General features: G+C 44.5%; 15 protein-coding genes. 3 read left to right on the top strand and 12 right to left on the bottom strand.

The features are described 5' to 3' along the window. Positions 1 to 138: 138 nt before the first annotated feature. The 6 genes from ASG89_RS15760 to ASG89_RS15735 all read right to left on the bottom strand — a co-directional run bounded on the left by ASG89_RS15760 (position 139) and on the right by ASG89_RS15735 (position 6,710). Positions 139 to 651 (bottom strand): adenine phosphoribosyltransferase, encoded by a 513-nt coding sequence (locus ASG89_RS15760; RefSeq protein WP_057311658.1) that lies wholly within the window; start codon positions 649 to 651, stop codon positions 139 to 141. After that, a complete protein-coding gene (gene recJ, locus ASG89_RS15755) occupies positions 648 to 3,092 on the bottom strand; it encodes a single-stranded-DNA-specific exonuclease RecJ (RefSeq protein ID WP_057311657.1) in 2,445 nt (814 codons plus the stop codon). Before recJ ends, ASG89_RS15760 begins: the two co-directional genes overlap by 4 nt. Before the next feature lie 66 nt (positions 3,093 to 3,158). Then, positions 3,159 to 4,109, bottom strand: coding sequence for a cation diffusion facilitator family transporter (locus ASG89_RS15750; protein ID WP_057311656.1), 951 nt, complete (start codon positions 4,107 to 4,109; stop codon positions 3,159 to 3,161). A gap of 66 nt (positions 4,110 to 4,175) precedes the next feature. After that, positions 4,176 to 5,102 (bottom strand): protein translocase subunit SecF, encoded by a 927-nt coding sequence (gene secF / locus ASG89_RS35650; RefSeq protein WP_057311655.1) that lies wholly within the window; start codon positions 5,100 to 5,102, stop codon positions 4,176 to 4,178. After that, positions 5,092 to 6,327 (bottom strand): protein translocase subunit SecD, encoded by a 1,236-nt coding sequence (gene secD, locus ASG89_RS35645; protein ID WP_057311654.1) that lies wholly within the window; start codon positions 6,325 to 6,327, stop codon positions 5,092 to 5,094. The genes secF and secD overlap by 11 nt, the downstream gene beginning before the upstream one ends. Before the next feature lie 98 nt (positions 6,328 to 6,425). Then, complete coding sequence (locus tag ASG89_RS15735) at positions 6,426 to 6,710, bottom strand: post-transcriptional regulator (protein WP_235549784.1); 285 nt, start codon at positions 6,708 to 6,710, stop codon at positions 6,426 to 6,428. 204 nt (positions 6,711 to 6,914) lie between these two features. On the opposite strand from ASG89_RS15735, the gene spoVB reads away from it, so the two are divergent. After that, a complete protein-coding gene (gene spoVB / locus ASG89_RS15730; protein WP_057311653.1) occupies positions 6,915 to 8,480 on the top strand; it encodes a stage V sporulation protein B in 1,566 nt (521 codons plus the stop codon). An 11-nt stretch (positions 8,481 to 8,491) separates the two neighbouring features. Here spoVB and ASG89_RS15725 read toward each other — a convergent pair whose 3' ends face one another. Both ASG89_RS15725 and ASG89_RS15720 read right to left on the bottom strand, forming a co-directional pair. Beyond that, positions 8,492 to 9,178, bottom strand: a complete 687-nt coding sequence (locus tag ASG89_RS15725) for a DUF421 domain-containing protein (RefSeq protein ID WP_057311652.1) — start codon at positions 9,176 to 9,178, stop codon at positions 8,492 to 8,494. A gap of 104 nt (positions 9,179 to 9,282) precedes the next feature. Beyond that, complete coding sequence (locus ASG89_RS15720; protein ID WP_057311651.1) at positions 9,283 to 10,611, bottom strand: SLC13 family permease; 1,329 nt, start codon at positions 10,609 to 10,611, stop codon at positions 9,283 to 9,285. A 225-nt stretch (positions 10,612 to 10,836) separates the two neighbouring features. Between ASG89_RS15720 and ASG89_RS15715 the strand changes: the two genes are divergently transcribed. Next, positions 10,837 to 11,217: a TIGR04086 family membrane protein gene (locus ASG89_RS15715; RefSeq protein ID WP_235549783.1), complete on the top strand. Its 381-nt coding sequence runs from the start codon at positions 10,837 to 10,839 to the stop codon at positions 11,215 to 11,217. Between the two features lie 96 nt (positions 11,218 to 11,313). Continuing rightward, the gene (locus ASG89_RS15710) at positions 11,314 to 12,153 is read left to right on the top strand and encodes a phosphatase PAP2 family protein (protein ID WP_057311650.1); all 840 of its coding nucleotides are present in this window, start codon (positions 11,314 to 11,316) and stop codon (positions 12,151 to 12,153) included. 61 nt (positions 12,154 to 12,214) lie between these two features. Here the strand turns inward: ASG89_RS15710 and yajC are convergent, their stop codons facing one another. The 4 genes from yajC to ASG89_RS15690 are packed head-to-tail and all read right to left on the bottom strand — an operon-like array spanning position 12,215 to position 17,033. Next, complete coding sequence (gene yajC, locus ASG89_RS15705; protein ID WP_057311649.1) at positions 12,215 to 12,529, bottom strand: preprotein translocase subunit YajC; 315 nt, start codon at positions 12,527 to 12,529, stop codon at positions 12,215 to 12,217. Between the two features lie 15 nt (positions 12,530 to 12,544). Next, positions 12,545 to 13,684 (bottom strand): tRNA guanosine(34) transglycosylase Tgt, encoded by a 1,140-nt coding sequence (tgt, locus tag ASG89_RS15700; protein ID WP_057311648.1) that lies wholly within the window; start codon positions 13,682 to 13,684, stop codon positions 12,545 to 12,547. 49 nt (positions 13,685 to 13,733) lie between these two features. Next, complete coding sequence (queA, locus tag ASG89_RS15695) at positions 13,734 to 14,813, bottom strand: tRNA preQ1(34) S-adenosylmethionine ribosyltransferase-isomerase QueA (RefSeq protein WP_057311647.1); 1,080 nt, start codon at positions 14,811 to 14,813, stop codon at positions 13,734 to 13,736. A gap of 9 nt (positions 14,814 to 14,822) precedes the next feature. Further along, positions 14,823 to 17,033 (bottom strand): SpoIID/LytB domain-containing protein, encoded by a 2,211-nt coding sequence (locus tag ASG89_RS15690; RefSeq protein WP_057311646.1) that lies wholly within the window; start codon positions 17,031 to 17,033, stop codon positions 14,823 to 14,825. Positions 17,034 to 17,112: the final 79 nt, after the last annotated feature.

Genomic DNA, 17,112 nt, shown 5'->3' with positions numbered 1-17,112 from the left:
AGTCAGGCCCCTCGTCAACTATTCACGAACAGGCTTCGACAAAATGCATCATAGCTGCCGCGAACACATCACATTCACTTCGTAGAATACTATGAAAAAGAGAATCGAATAACGAACATTCGATTCTCCAACCCTGTCTTAATATTGAACAAGTGAAACGACATCAAAACCTTCGAATTTGCTGCGGCCATCCAAGTACGTAAGCTCGATTAAGAAAGCAGCTCCGACGATTTCTCCACCAAGCTGTTTGATCAAATCAACGGACGTTTGAATCGTTCCGCCTGTTGCCAGCAAATCATCCGCGATGAGCACTTTCTGTCCAGGCTTAATGGCATCTTTGTGCATAGCCAGCTTATCCTTGCCATACTCAAGCGCATAATCCGCTTCAATCGTTTCACCAGGCAATTTACCGCTTTTGCGAATTGGAATAAAACCCACGCCAAGTGCTGTAGCCAGAGGAGCACCAATAACAAATCCACGCGCTTCCGGACCTGCAATTACGTCAATTTCCTTGTCTTGGATGAGTTGTTTTAATTGCTCAATGGCTTCTTTGTACACAGGGCCATTCTGCAGCAAAGTTGTAATATCTTTGAAACGAATGCCTGGCTGCGGAAAATCCGGGATAACGCGAATATAATCTTTGAAATTCATATGATTTCCTCCAATGTCAACTCTTTTTTTATGTTATCAGCGATCCATTGCTCCAGCTCTTTCGCTGAAGAATACATAACAATGGCTTCAACTTCTTGACGATACAATCGATGCTGGTACAACCGTGATGTTGTTAAATCTCTTTTGGCCGGTGTGGCACTCAATGTAACCATATTATCATGTTTTACGACAAATTCTAATTCCTCAAAAACAGATAAAATAAAATGAATCATTCCGAGTGATAATCCCGAACGTTTACTAAAGGATGTCATCATCCGGGTATCTTGCAGTTGAAGTGCTTTCTCCTTCTGCAAAGTGCCATATAGCATCTTGAACATATCCCTTGATGGCAACGTATTACCGCTTTCCTGCCCTAGCTCGGCAAATACAGGGTAGCACCGCATCATCCCAGTTGCCTGCTGAAGGACCGATTTCAAACTATCAAGTCGTCGAGGCATTGTGTATAAAATAACATCTTGCAGCTCCTCGAATGTCGTTGCGTTAGCAGCCTCATTGGCTGGCCTTACTTGGCCGGTATCCTGCACGATCCAATACGGCACTTGATGTCCGATTTGTACAGCCATTGCTTGATACAACGCTGCATCCGCTTCATCAAAAAGCACTATTCCGGGTGAACGTAGTGGCGCCCCAGGTCCTGCTGAGAGATTACTCACAAGCGATGTAAGCTTCCCATGCAATTGTCCCGTGCCACGCCAATCAAATACCTGCGTGTGCGGGATTCTCAGATCCTGCATGATGATCTGTGGCTTTCGAACTCCGTTCCACTCATTAATTGAGAGCTCCCCCAAGACATCCACTTTGGCGGAAGGTGCAATTAATGCTGCTAGACTACCTTTGCCAAAGCCCACGGCTTCTACCGTGCAGCTAACTTCATCCTTCGCTTGAGATAGACCCAGCTTCAGATGCTGCTTTTCTTTGCCCATGGTTCGAATATCTTCAAGTCCTAAATCTGTAAACATGAACTTAGGCGATGGATTCCCCATACCGAATGGTGCCAGTAATTCTAGCCCCTCAATGCTTGCAATCGGGACATCAGTTAGGTTGCACGCATTATCTACCCGTATTACGGGTACAAAGTCATGCTCCGTCAACGTTGCCGCTGCAAGCTCATTTAGTCGAAGTGCGAAAGCTTCCAGATGGCTGCTATCCAAACTCATCCCTGCCGCTGCTTGATGACCCCCGTAGTGATCCAACAGGTCCTTGCAAGCTGTCAACGCCTTGTGCAAATCAAAGCCTGCAATTGAACGTGCAGAGCCTTTGGCCATGCCCTTCTGCGGATCAATGCTTAGCACAAGCGTAGGTCGATAGAATTTCTCCACAATCTTGGAGGCTACGATCCCAACGACACCAACATTCCAATTCTCTTTAGCTACGACAATGACTTTATCCAAGCCCTTCGCTCGCTGCTCCTCAGCCATCGCAAACGCTTCTTGGACCATATCTTCAACTATTTGTTGACGCTCTTTATTCAGCATATCCAATTCGAAGGCAATTTGCTCCGCTTCTTTTTCATCTGTTGTGGTCAACAGCTTGACGGCAATGTCAGCAGCTTCTAAGCGGCCACTCGCATTTATCTTCGGAGCGAGCGAGAAACCGATGTGTCCCGCAGTAATCTCTTTCCGTTCAATGCCAGATACACCAATCAGCGAACGAAATCCAACATAGCTGGAATCCTGCATACGTGCGAGGCCCATCTTCACAAGCAACCGATTCTCACCTGTAAGCGGCATAAGGTCGGCAACTGTTCCAAGCGCAGCGAACTCAAGAAGTTCCTCCGGAAATCGCTCCAGCAGCGCATGTGCAAGCTTAAATGCCACACCAACACCTGCTAATAGCTTGTAGGGATACGGACAGCCAGGCTTCTTAGGATTAATAACAGCTAAAGCATCAGGCAGCACTTCTGGCGGTTCATGATGATCAGTCACAATGACATCTAAACCAATTTCATTGCAATAAGCAATTTCTTGAAGGGCACTTATTCCCGTATCCACGGTGATAAGCAACTGAACACCTTGTTCCTTGGCTAAGTCTATTGCAGCACGATTCAATCCATAGCCTTCGCGAATCCGATGCGGAATGTAGGTGTCGAAATGTGCCCCTAACCCTTTTAGCAAATGCGCCATTAAGGATGTACTGCTTACACCATCTGCATCATAATCGCCGTAAACACGAATAAATTCGTTATTGTGCAATGCTTTGCGAATGCGCTCCACAGCTGGCAGCATCCCATCTAACAAATAGGGATCATGGTAATCACCGACGCCACCTTGCATAAATTGTTGGGCCTCAGACACGCTGCGGATATCTCGAAGAACTAGAATACGGGCTACCAAGGGATCCAACTGCAGCTCACGAACAAATTCTTCAACAAGCGCCTCATCCGCATTTCCAATGTTCCATCTTGCCTTCGGTGCTAGCACTTGGTGGCTCCTCCTTGGTGTTTTCCTATGAACATCTCATGGTACGTAATCTTTGAAAACAATGATTTAGTGTAAAACAGACGGTAGCTCACTTGCTTCCACATCTGCCTGTTTATAGGGATATCCTGCATCATAAGGATTCACATGGATGTATACATGTGATACATGATGATACTGCTTCATCAACTGCTGTTTAATCTTCTTAGACACCTCATGCCCTTCCCAAACTGAGAGCCTAGGATTCACACTGATCGTCATTTCGATAACAACGTAATGCCTATGTTCCCTTGCATTCAAATCATCAACCGTAATAACGCCATGAATTTTTTGAACAGCTTTAACATAATCAGCTGCCTCTTCCTGGTGAAGAACTTTTTCTGTTGGTGCAGATATGGTTTTGCTGATTAACGAGAATCCCATTTTACATATAAAAAGTGCAACGATGAGTCCAGCAAATGTGTCTACATAAGTAAATGAATTAGATCCGATCGCTTGAGCCAGCATCGTCGAGAGAATGCCTACAATGACCACAAAAGATGAGTATATATCGGAACGGCGTCTTCGTGCATTGGCAATAAATTCCTCGGTCCCTAGTTGTTTGCCCAGCTTACTTAAGTAGCGGAACATCCCTTCCTTCGCAATCAGCGAAATAACGAGAACAGCGAAGGTCATCGTAGTGGCAACATATTCGACCTGATTTATCAAGGATTTAACCGCAATAACACCTAATTCAGCACCAATCAATAAAATCAAGACAATGAATAGAAGAGAACCTACTGATATTTGCGGCTCCAACCCCCGGAAAGAAGCACCAGCAAGCTGCACCCTCATCGTCCTTACTCTAGTAATGGCAGCAGCTACTACACAAATTCCTGCGACCGACTGCGCCGCAGCAGCGATTAGAGAATTACTATGCGCTCCAAAGCCAACTATCCCCAACAGACAAGCCAACACGGTTAGCACGAGTATAGCTGACCAAAGCGCGTATTCTGTCTTACGAAAACCCTCATCATTCACGTGGACATTCCCCCCGAACGGATACAAAGGCCGCGCAACATTTCACGCGGCCGGTTATTATGGTTATTACGCTGCAGCTTTCTTTTTAGAACGCGTTAACGAATTTCTTTTGAACAAATACCATAAGGAACATGCGATGAAGATGGAAGAGTAAGCACCGCTCGTCAAACCAATTAACTTGGCCAAAGCAAACAACTTAATGGACTCGCTTCCGAACAAGTACAAACAGCCTGCAGCAATTAACACGACGAGTACGGTATTGATGTTACGTGCCATCGTTTGCCAGATACTGTCGTTAACGAGTGCAACTAAATCGGCATCTGTCTTCAGTTTAGCGAAACGCAGATTCTCACGAATACGGTCAAAGATTACGATCTTGTCATTAATGGAGTAACCGATCGTGGTCAACACAGCCGCCAAGAACGGAAGGTTCACTTCCATACGGAAAATGGCAAACATCGCGATAACAATGAACGCATCGTGCAGAATCGCGATAATCGCAGCCAAAGCAAATCGCCATTCAAAACGGATACTGACGTACAAACAAATGAGTACGCTTGAAATCGCAACGGCATAAACAGCTTTCATCAACAATTCTTTTGCAAGCTGTGGATCCACGGTGTTAATTTCCTTGGAAACTTCAGCGCTATACGCAGTTGCAAATGCTGTCTGAATTTTGTTCACCGTCGCATCGTCCAGCACGTCATCGAAACGGATAGACACACGGTCACTATTATTTCCGCCAATTGTAGGATCCGCATATTTCGACTTCACATCACCGCTGGTGTTCAAGCCATGTAAAATCTCCTCAACCTTCGCACTATCCATCTGTTTACCGACAACAAGATCGATATTCGTTCCTGCTTTGAAATCGACACCGAAATTCATACCTGAGGTTAACATAACAACTAACCCGATGATAAGAACTGCAGCCGATATGATGAAAAATTTATTGCGATTTTTTACAAAATCATACTTTTGCTTAGAGTCCACGGATGTCTGCCTCCTTCACACCGAAATAACTTGGCTTTTTCAGCAAATTACCCCGGATTATAAGATGTAGCAGCCATCTGGAGAACAAAACGTTCGTTATGATACTGATAATAATGCTCATCATCGTAATAACTGCGAATCCGCGAATCGCACCGTTACCTACATAATACAATACGATTCCCGCGATTAAATTCGTTACGTTCGCATCCATAATCGTACGGAAGGAATGCTTCGTCCCTGCTTTCAAGGAGGAAAGGATACTCTTGCCTGCACGAATTTCTTCGCGAATTCTTTCGTATGTGATAATGTTCGCATCGACGGCCATCCCTGCACCTAAGACAAGGGCAGCAATACCAGGCAGCGTCAACGTGGCATTCATAAAGTCGAATATCGCGAGTAATACCCAAACATACGTAATCAAAGTGAAAGCCGCTACTAGACCTGGAACACGATAGTACAGCACCATGAACAAGAAAATTAAGATCGAAGCGATTAACCCTGCTCTTGCTGTCTCATGCAAGGAAGCTTTGCCTAATGTAGCATCGACACGTTGTATGTATTTCTCTGTTAATTTAAGTGGCATAGCGCCCAAATTAATCATCTTCGCTACTTTAGTAGCTTCAGCAACGTTCGTTTGTGTAATGATCGCAGAGTCACTGTCAATTGGGAAATTGACCGACGCCGTGGACTGCACGACATCGTCCAAATAAATAGACAACGTGCTGCCGACCAGCTTCGTCGTTACTTCTTTGAATTTCTCTCGGCTCTTCATTTTGATCTCAACGATCGGTTGCTTCGTATTCGGGTCATAGCTTAATTTCGCTGCATTCTCAACGAAATCAGTTCCATTCATGTAAACCGTTCCATCAGGTCCTCTGAATGTAAGTACGGAAGGCTTGGACATCAGCGTACGAACTTCTTCTTCGTTCTCAACACCTGCAAGACGAACACGGATACGATCTGATCCTTCTGGATACACCTCAGGCTCAGCAACACCAAGTGAATCCGCACGTTTAGCAAGACTTTGTGCAGCTTCCGTAAGCGTTTCCTTCGTTAGGGGTTGTCCAGCCGTAAGCGGCTCTGCGGTGTATAATATTTCAAATCCGCCTTTTAAATCCAATCCAAGCTTAATACGTTCTACTAATCTAGGGCTCGTTGCTCCGATTGCACCAAGAACAATGACAACCGTTAGAAAAAAGAACGAAATTCTTTTCCAATCCAGCATCTGTTGCTAGTCTCCCTTCAATACTCAATATGCCTATTATACTCAGGTCTGAAAAACGAGTCAATTTAAGTCGTTTCACGCAAAAAATAAGCCCATTCTTAGAATTGGGCTCCTCTATACATACTAATCGTCATCCAGTTCATAAACGCAGTAGATTTGAGGGATAGAATATCATTTACGATTTGATGAAGAGAGGGCAACCCTGTTTTGCGGTATTTATCGCTTACACAATCCCATATATCCTTACCTGTAACGTGCTCATACCCAAGCAAAATAAATTCCTCAACTTTGCTCAAACATAAGTTTTCGATGATTTCGTTCAGTTCTTGATCCGTCATACCTGGATTCTCTTCTTCACTTCCGTTATCCTGTGCGTCATTCATGGGGGATCCTCCTAAAAGTTTTGCTGGAGCAAAACTAACTTCATAAGCATGAGCTAGGGCAATTCGATTTACCTGTATCTGATACAATTCGATAGCTACCCCGGAATTTCCTGCCAAATGCGCACTTGTCCATAAAATCTTAGCATGAGCTTGGACAGCTCGCGCATAGTCATAGGTATGACATTATCGGAAGAGGGTATGGCAGTGACCAAGCAGTCGTTTATTAGAGGTACAATGATCCTGCTCGCCGCAGGTATTTTGAATCGCATACTTGGCTTCATACCTAGAATGACTTTACCACGCGTGATCGGGGCTGAAGGCATTGGTATTTATCAAATGGGCTGGCCATTCCTGTCCGTTATTTTGACTATCATTACCGGAGGAATTCCCGTTGCAATCGCCAAGCTGATTGCGGAAGCGGAGGCAGAAAACAATGAAACCCGGATTCGCAGCATTTTAAGAATATCCCTGGCAATCACCATATCTCTTAGCATTATTTTTACAGGTATCTGCCTTGTAGGAGCTTCTTGGATCACGTCTCACTTACTGACAGATTCCCGCGTTTACTACACGTTCCTATGTATGAGTCCCATGATCCCCATTATTGGCGTCTCCGCGGTATATCGCGGTTACTTTCAAGGCAGACAAAATATGATTCCCACAGCAACCTCGCAAATTATGGAAACATTGATTCGTATTGTTATGGTTCTTGTTTGTTCGTATATGATGATCCCATATGGCGTCGAATATGCAGCAGCAGGTGCAATGATTGGCGTCTTGGCAGGCGAAATTGGCGGACTAGCAGTACTAGCTATCCATTTTAGATGGGATAAAAAGGCTTCATCCAACTCTCCACTTTCTCGCATCGGAACGAATAAAACAACAGGTCGACTCTCTAATCTACGCAGAATCTTACGCATTTCAATCCCGATCACAGGAAGTAAACTCATCGGTGCTAGTTCCTATTTACTGGAGTCGATCTTAATTGCTCAAAGCTTAGCGATCGCCGGAATTACCACATCACTTGCCACTGCACAGTACGGGGCTTTACAAGGCATGATCATTCCCATCATCCTTCTACCAAGTGCGCTTACCATGTCATTATCCGTTTCGCTGATTCCCTCATTAAGTGAAGCTGCCGCCCGCAAAGACCTTAAAACCATCCATATGCGTTTGCATCAATCCTTAAAGCTTGCTTTAGTGACAGGTGCTCCTTTCTCCGTATTGATGTTTGTACTCGCCGAGCCGATTTGTAAATATCTGTACAATCAACCTGACGTTAGTGTCATGCTTAAGATGATGGCACCGATCGCGATATTTATTTATTTTCAAGCTCCGCTGCAATCTGCTTTACAAGCCTTAAACAAGCCTGGAGCTGCTCTAATCAACACACTAATTGGGTCGACGGTTAAGTTATTCTTAATCTATTGGTTAGCTAGCAAGCCTGAAATGGGCATACACGGCGCTGTATTCGCTATAAATGTGAATATCGTTTTGGTTACCCTGCTGCACTGGAATAGTGTCGTTCGACTACTCAAATTCCGTATGGAAGGCAGCAGTTTCGGGAAAATTGGCGCGGCCATGCTTCTCTCAGGTATTATTTGTTATTTCATCATGTACACGCCCTGGGTGTCCGCGACTTGGATTAGATTCATCTCCTCCTTATTGTTAGGGTTCTTTTCCTATATCTTTTTCATCACGGCTTTCAAACTTATCAGTCTTAAAGATATCGGTCGCGTGATGAATATGGGCAAAAAAATAATCCGTTAACTCACAGCGACTCACCTCTTACGATCAAGAAACATTCTGCCGCGATGATCAATCGAGCAGTAGAAAATTTCTTTAAAATCCCGTGCCCCTTTTTCTTGGAGCTGGTTTTTCAACCAAAACCTCGTTTGACCGATTTTCTCTAAGTTATCGTCTTGTACTTTACCATCCATAATAAGAGGCAGCGGCAAGCCTTCGTAACGTATCGCGTTATTTGATTTCGTTACTTCCGTCTCTGTCTCTTTGTCATTTTTGTCTTTCTCCACTACACTTAACTTTCCCGAAGGTTCCAAAATCGCAAATTCCACATCAGCCACGTTCATAATTTTATTTTGTCTCAATTGCAGCATCAGATCGTCCAGATTATAACGATGCTTCTTCATTTCATTTCGATTGATCATACCCTTATTGATGAGCACACTCGGTTTACCGTCGAAAAGCACACGAATGGTGCGACTTTTTAACGTAATGTAGGCAATGACAACTTGAATAAGCACCAAAGTCCCCATAGGTAAAATGCCAGACATAAGAGGCTTCTTCACGTCCTCAAGCACGAACACGGCAATTTCCGCAATCATGATCGAAATGACAAGATCGAAAAGCGAAAGCTTACCAATTTCACGTTTCCCCATAATACGAAGCATGAGAAAAACAACAAAATAGATAAGCACCGTACGCAAAAAAATGGTCAGAATATCCATCGTAACCTCCCTGATCTAAGCTCTAGCTTGTTCTCGGAGTTCTCTGGTATTCTGACCGCCTACGCACCTCATCATGCAGATATTACATATTCAATTGTTGGCAATTACAACAAGAATAATTTGAAATATAACGTGGAAATCAAAAGCAAGACGAAACAAATCGGGGCAGCAACTACCACATACTCACTTTGTTTTAACTTCACGCCATCCTGATAGGTAAAAGATGCTGCGTATAAGCTTGCGATTGAGCTCACGAGTGTAACACCACTCCCAATCCCACTTCCAACGATCAACGCCCACCACATCGGCTGTATTGACGTCTCTACGAGCTGCTCCATCCCATCAACAATGGGAATCATCGCTGCAATGAATGGGATATTATCCATCATCGCCGTACCGAAACTATTCAGCCATAGCAATAAAATGGATAGAAACGGTATGCTCCCTTGGCTTAGCTCGAGCCCTCGATTTGCAATGAAACTAGAAAAACCTGCATACGTTAGGCCTCCTACCATGATGAAGAGTCCCAAGAAAAAGAGCCATTGTGTTTCTCTCAATTGATGCCATACCGCGCCAAAATCCTTGTTTCTAATGACCTCAAGAATATCTTTGTAATTCATTACAAGTAATGCAATGGCCCCTGAGGCTGCTATGTAGGCTGGACTCCACGCTAGTACACCATGAAGGCATAACGCAATGAGGGTTACCCCTGTAATAATGCTGCTTCCTAAGACGAATTCTCTATTCGTAGATAAATAGGAACTTGGGTTTATGCTAAGCAGCTCACGCATATGTGCCTCCGCCGCTACCAAGCGCTTTCGATAGATCAACCACATAATGAGATACACGACAGCTAACAGCAAGCAGATCAGAGGAACCAACTTAATGAGCATATCTCCTGCCGATATATGCCCTGATGCTCCAAGCATACGGCCAGGTATATTTCCCATAATCGTTGCTGCACCGCCAATATGTACGGATAATAACATCGAGATTAGAAAAGGAGCCGGCAATAACCTCATTTTTCTAGACGCTATAATGATGAAAGGAACGATAACAACAACAGCCATTAGACTATCCATAAGTGCAGAGATAAGCGCTGCTATCAGCGAAAGACTAATAATTAGCGTTAGTGCCCGCATGCGATATTTTCGAACAATAGAACTTACGACAAACGAAATGATACCTGTTTTCTGAAAAAGGCTCGAGATAATAAAAAGGCTCACGAGATAAATTAATATCGGCCAATTCGCGTAAGTTGTAAGTGCTTTATGGAGCGGTACAATGCCTAGAATCAGCATCAAACAAGCCCCACCAAGCGCGGTATACATACGATCCCATTTTTCAATCAATATACACACGTAAGCAGCTGCAAAAATAAGCAGCGCCGCTGCTACTTGCCACATTACTGGACCTTGAGAGAATTCAACCATAAATAATCACACTCCTTTGATCTATAGTTTGTACTAATTCTATGTGCTTGGCCATACAATGATGATGAGAAAACCTTTATCGAGGCAGTTCAATGATGAGCGACCGCGTTTAGAGGTAGGTTTTATCGCCAATAGGAACACAGTTTTCTGCATCCGAAAACTTAAACTTTCCTATGTGGTAATGAAGCGTTCGAATATAGGAAAGGAATGATGCCTGTGAACCCTATGAAAACGGTCAGTCAGGTTCGAATAACATCGCCATTATTTTCAGGACTCGTCTATTCATTTAGTATGATGACCATTGGAACCATTGTGACCTCCTTGTTTTTACTTTTAACTAGCACACAAGAAAGCTCTTTACACACATTAACAACCATCATCCATGCGGTCTCCTTATTTATTGGAGGATGGGTTTCTGGTAAACGAGCCGGTAATCGCGGCTGGTATCACGGGGGCATGGTCGGCGTCTTCTATTTCATTCTCATTTTCCTAGTCGGTTTTCTAGCATTCGATGCAGGGTTGAATCTTCAATCACTCCAATTACTTGGCATTTTATTCGCATCTGGGGCGCTCGGTGGCATACTTGGTGTAAATACTCAAAAATAAGTCTTTTCCGTGAAGATTGCACTTCCCCCCCGCCTAGTGTGGTATAATGTCATAGTTATTGCCGCACAAAACTTCCAATATATAGGGGGATACAACTTGAGCCCTTTTCAATCTATGACGCATGCGACAGTTTATATTGTACTAACAATTTTCGCTTTTGTAATTATCGCAACGCGAAAGAGTCCATACACCATTGCCAGCAGCTTAGTTCATGAAATATTTACTTCACGTAAATTCCTTTTTCATTTCATCGCGTTGCTAATGATTCTCATGTTTAACAAGATGGAGATGGCCATTGAGAAAGGCATGCAATACAAAGCCGATTTCACGAAATCGATCTATGGCATCGAAGGAGACTTTGTAGCAACGATTCAGAACTTTTTCCATAATGATATTCTTACGATCGTATGTAGTTATTTCTATGTCATTATATTCCCATCGATTATGATTACTTCTATTGCTCTTTACACGTATCAGAAGAATCATAAACTTTTCTATGCCGTCTGTTATGCATTGATGTTCAATTATATGATAGCCATCCCGTTTTATCTCTTTTTCCCAGTTAATGAAGTATGGTTTTTCCACCCAAAAGTAGATCTACTCATCTTAGATGTGTTCCCAACGTTCGAGCAAGATTACAGACCTTTATCTGGACTCGACAATTGTTTCCCAAGTTTGCACACATCCATATCCGTTTCAATGGCGGTTATCGCTGTAAAAAGCCGAAACATGTTTTGGAAAGTTTTCGTTCCCTGCTCAGCAGCCTTTATCATTTTCACAATCTTCTATCTAGGTATTCACTGGTTGTCCGATATGTGTGCTGGTGTTGTACTCGGTGTCGTCGCTGCTCGAATGGGTCTACGTATTGCTGAAGGTCGACTTATCCTTGGTGAGCGTGCACTCCTTAAGCGCCCAGTAAAGAATAACGAATATTAATTTCAACTATATATGCAAATAAAAAGCGAGAGCCTGTTATAGGACCTCGCTTTTTATTTTCTTATTCCTTAGTAGCTTGTGTTTGTGAAACTGCATTAACTGCCGAGCGATCAAAAGTCATTTTCGTAGCATCGTTAACACGAAGTACGCAAATGTCATCTGTGATTTCTACAATCGTGCCATGAAGTCCGCCAATCGTAACAACCTTATCCCCTTTTTTCAATCCTCCGAGCATTTGACTACGTGTTTTCTGTCTTTTTTGCTGTGGACGAATAAGTAAGAAGTACAAAACTACGAACATGAGCACTAATGGCCCGTATGTATACAAATATCCTACTGCACCTGTGCTTGCTGCATCTTCTGCCAATAGAAACATAGGTATCCTCCTCTCTTAAAATCCTCTTTCATTATCATTCAGCCCGTAAGCGGCAAAGAAGGTATCTCGGAAATCAAGTAAGCGATCTTCCTTAATGGCTTCTCTAACTTCACGCATAAGCTGTAGTAGAAAGTGAAGGTTATGAATTGTCGTCAAGCGAATACCGAAAGTTTCATCAGCTTTGATGAGATGTCGAATATAAGCGCGACTGTAATTCGTACATGTATAACAAGAACATTTGGCATCCAGCGGCCCAAAGTCCGTTGCATATTTCGCATTACGAATAACTAGACGACCTGAGCTTGTCATACAAGTCCCGTTTCTAGCAATCCGCGTCGGTAATACACAATCAAACATATCAATGCCTCGGATAGCGCCTTCAATTAATGCGTCCGGCGAGCCAACCCCCATCAAATAACGAGGCTTATTCGCAGGCATAAGTGGTGTTGTGTAATCTAGCACTTCATACATCAAATGCTTAGGCTCACCTACACTCAGTCCACCAATAGCATACCCCGGGAAATCCATGGAAGTCAACTGCTCCGCGCTCAGCTTGCGTAGATCCTCATGCATACCACCTTGGATAATCGCAAACAAGCCTTGATCCTGGGGTCTCGCATGACTTTGCAGACAGCGCTCTGCCCACCGCGTCGTACGCTCCAGTGATTTCTTCACGTATTCGTATTCCGCGGGGAACGGTGGACATTCGTCGAAAGCCATCATGATGTCCGAGCCAAGAGCGTTCTGAATTTCCATCGCCTTCTCTGGAGATAGGAATAACTTATCCCCATTCAAATGCGATTTGAATGTGACGCCTTCCTCCGTAATTTTACGCATGTTGCTTAGGCTAAAAACTTGAAAACCACCGCTGTCCGTCAAGATCGGACGATCCCAATTCATGAACTTGTGCAATCCGCCAGCTTCTTTCACAATCTCATGTCCTGGACGAATAAATAAGTGATAGGTGTTGCTTAGAATAATTTGAGCGTCCATCGTTTTCAATTCTTCCGGACTCATCGTTTTCACAGTTGCCTGTGTGCCTACCGGCATAAACGCTGGCGTTTCAATAACGCCATGCGGGGTGTGAACGCGGCCTAAGCGAGCGCCGGATTGTTTACACGTTTTAATCGGTTCATACGTTACTGCTGCTGTCATGATATCCACTTCCTATTCTAAGCTTGCTCTTCTTGTTCAATTGAATGATTTAATAAATCAACATGGCATCACCGAAGCTGAAGAATCGGTACTCTTCTTTCACAGCTTCTTCGTAGGCTCGCATGATATTGGCTTTACCAGCTAGTGCACTAATGAGCATAAGCAATGTTGACTTTGGCAGATGAAAATTCGTCAACAATGCATCTACGACACCAAACGTGTAGCCAGGATAGATGAAAATAGATGTCCATCCTTGAGAGGCCTGAATGCGTAAAGGTTGTCCTTCTTGGTAACCTGGCTGCTCGCGGCTCAATCCTGCTGCTGTCTCCAATGTTCGTGCAGAAGTCGTTCCGACAGCAATAACACGTTTCCCTGCCGCTTTCGTTTCATTAATTAGTGCTGCTGTTGCTTCGGATAAAATGTAATACTCAGCATGCATCTGGTGATCTTCAATCTTATCCACGGATACAGGGCGGAATGTACCTAGACCTACATGCAGCGTCACGAAGGCTAGTCGGACACCTTTGTCCTTCAGTCTCTCCAAATAATCTGCCGTAAAATGCAAGCCTGCCGTTGGCGCGGCAGAGGATCCTTCATGCTTCGCATAGACGGTTTGGTATCTTTCCCGCTCGGATAGCTGCTCCTTGATATAAGGCGGAAGCGGCATCTCGCCTAATTGATCCAAGATCTCATTGAAAATTCCCGTATACCGGAATTGTAGAATACGAGCTCCCATGTCGCCAACTTCAACGACTTCCGCAGTTAGGAGAGGCTCGCCACCTTCGTCAGCAGCTGTGCCGAATACCGCAACAGCGCCGAGCTGCATGCGCTTCCCTGGTTTAACCAGTGCTTCCCATCGATCCTCGCCCAGCGGTTTTAACAGCAATAGTTCCACTTTAGCGCCCGTGTCTTTCTTCATACCAAAAAGCCGTGCTGGAATGACTCGTGTATCATTCATCACGAGTAAATCCCCGGCTTCTAAGTAAGCAATCAGATCTTCAAATGTACGATGAGCGGTTTCGCCTGTTACTTTATTCAGTGTAAGCAGTCTAGACGCCGTGCGCTCTAGCAGCGGCGTCTGGGCAATAAGTGATTCTGGTAAATCAAAATCGAATGCTTGTACTTCCATGTTAGTTATTCATTCCTTCGTTATGTTGACTCCAGTAAAATACGTCTGAAGTATTTTTTTGTAATCGTAGCCCTTCTCTGCAAAGCCTTTTGCACCCCATTGCGACATGCCTACGCCATGGCCAAACCCTTTTCCGCGGAAAATAATTTGATTTCCTAGTAGGGCCGTTGATCCCTTAGAAAGGATGCTAGATGAACCTGTTCCCGTCAACACAGGCTTACTTAAGCCCGTACTGCTTAGCGTCATTAAATCCGTTTTCTTCACAGCAGTTGGCTGCGTTTGTTTGCCGGATAACACATAAACACTATCTGAAGATGAGCTGCTCGTAACGACCCCAGAGCCGCTCAAAATCGCAATGTTGGCAGTGCTTGTAGCAGATGAGCTAGTACCAGTATAACTGCCTGCTCCTTCTATTTCAAACAGCGTGCTCGGTAAACCACCTAATACGCCTCGAATAGCGTCCGGATTGTCTAACTTCACGACAACACCGTTGGCCTTCAACTCAATTGCTCGGCCAGACGGGCCTCTTTGGGAAACTTCCAGTGAGGTTAACTCTCCGTTAATGGGGATCTTCGCAGCTTCTAACTTGCTTTTAATTTCACTCAGGCTGTAAGGACCTCTTATCCAAGAGTAAGCATTCGATTCTCTCTCTTGACCAAGGATGACGACTTTTTCTTTGGCAGTCAATTTAGCTATGGGAGGATTCGCAGCATTATCCACATAAGGTGCTACACGTACGTTGACATCTGACTCTGTAGCCTCGAAAATCGATTTACCTGCCTTGTCCTTCTGTCCACTATCCCTAACATACATGCTATGTACATAAGCGACTCGGCCGTCTGATAGTTGAATCTGGTACCAGATGGCTTTGCCCTGTTCAGCGCTTTCATCTGGGCTTGCAACACTACGCAAATAGTCAACCGAGTTGCCCCAAGCTTCTGTAGAATCTGCTGTTATGCCACCCGCATTAGAAGCAAATACTGGTGTTATCAAGCCTCGCGTATTCGTAATCACTTGATCCTTTGTCGCATCAACCGCTAGGTTGCCAGCCGTAAATTCTTTACCCAAGCCATAGTAGGCCTGTTCAAGCGTTGTATCCGTAACTTGCGCAATCTCATACTTGTTTCCTTGAACGATGGCATAAGTACGCGCCGCTACAGCTTGTGCCTTCAGTGCTTCTGCTGGCCATTGCGAGTTAAGCTCTGCTCCAATAACCCCATATAAATATTGATCCATAGGAAGTTCATTGACCAACGCCAATCGATCGTGATAGGTGCTAATCTCCATGTCGCCACGGTAGCTGCGGTCCATTCGTTCTTTCACTGCGATGCCCTGTTTCTTAGGATGGATCACAGTTTTCTGCTCTCCAGTAGCTGTCACATAATGGGCTATAGTAATAGTAGGACTGGCCGAGCTTGTTACATCTGATCTACGGATCAAGTAGGCCGATTTCGTATTCGCTGGTTGGAGAGGCGTATTAGGTGCAGCCTTCAAAGCTGCTTGCTTTACGAGCTCAAGCTTGGCATCCGTTGCTTCGCTCCCTAACCAGACACTGTAGGCCACGTTGCCAGCCCCATTCTCCTGTAAAACCAGATCAGCTTGGACACCAGCCCCCGTGTACACGGCGATTTGCTGCTGGGCTGCTTCCTCTGAGTCATACGTTCCCGCACTCAAGTGGAGGGGACCACTAGGCACAGGAGGGGCTGATTTCGTCAATGCCGCTACCGCCGGGTCCTTTAAGGCTTGAGCTGCTGCGCTTTCGGCTTCCCCCTTCGTAGGCAGATTCCCGTAATAAACTTGGTACACCATCTTGCCCAGCTTGTTACGACTTAACACGAAACTTTCTTCTGCCATTATTGCCAGTTTGCCGTTCAAGGTCCTAGCCGTCGTGTAGTCTGGCGTTTCTAGCATCATCATACTGTATTGATCTAGTGACATCCGAATCGTAGCATCCGAAATAGATGCCCATGGCTTCGCTTCCGTATTCGCAGAACTTCGCACACCAATCTCGAATCCGCCTGGGGAAGAGAGCGAAACTAGCGGTTCTATCTTTTTATATTTCGTCGCATTAATGACAAGGGCAACACGAATCTGATCCAAATGCTTAATCCCATCGGCATTCACTTCAGATCCCCCATATAAAATGGCTGTAAACGTTAATGCTGCTGCCGTTAGGATGGCAATTCGCTTTGGTTTAACTAGCTGATGTCTTCCAAACATAAAGGTATCGTATCCTTTCTTACGCTATCATCTAGTAATGTAGACTCTAGCAAGAGACAGAAGTTTTGTTTATTCGCTG

Origin of the sequence: Paenibacillus sp. Soil766 (genome assembly GCF_001428105.1) — a bacterium.
Lineage (GTDB): Bacteria > Bacillota > Bacilli > Paenibacillales > NBRC-103111 > Paenibacillus_E.
This window is presented reverse-complemented; position numbering and strand designations above follow the sequence as displayed.

Bases quoted from the DNA above. Each gene is read 5' to 3' on its own strand.
- ASG89_RS15715 (WP_235549783.1), top strand. From the start codon at position 10,837: ATGAAAACGGTCAGTCAGGTTCGAATAACATCGCCATTATTTTCAGGA.
- ASG89_RS15690 (WP_057311646.1), bottom strand. From the start codon at position 17,033: ATGTTTGGAAGACATCAGCTAGTTAAACCAAAGCGAATTGCCATCCTA.
- ASG89_RS15760 (WP_057311658.1), bottom strand. From the start codon at position 651: ATGAATTTCAAAGATTATATTCGCGTTATCCCGGATTTTCCGCAGCCA.
- ASG89_RS15735 (WP_235549784.1), bottom strand. From the start codon at position 6,710: ATGAATGACGCACAGGATAACGGAAGTGAAGAAGAGAATCCAGGTATG.
- queA (WP_057311647.1), bottom strand. From the start codon at position 14,813: ATGGAAGTACAAGCATTCGATTTTGATTTACCAGAATCACTTATTGCC.
- tgt (WP_057311648.1), bottom strand. From the start codon at position 13,684: ATGACAGCAGCAGTAACGTATGAACCGATTAAAACGTGTAAACAATCC.
- ASG89_RS15720 (WP_057311651.1), bottom strand. From the start codon at position 10,611: ATGGTTGAATTCTCTCAAGGTCCAGTAATGTGGCAAGTAGCAGCGGCG.
- secD (WP_057311654.1), bottom strand. From the start codon at position 6,327: ATGCTGGATTGGAAAAGAATTTCGTTCTTTTTTCTAACGGTTGTCATT.
- yajC (WP_057311649.1), bottom strand. From the start codon at position 12,529: ATGTTTCTATTGGCAGAAGATGCAGCAAGCACAGGTGCAGTAGGATAT.
- ASG89_RS15725 (WP_057311652.1), bottom strand. From the start codon at position 9,178: ATGGATATTCTGACCATTTTTTTGCGTACGGTGCTTATCTATTTTGTT.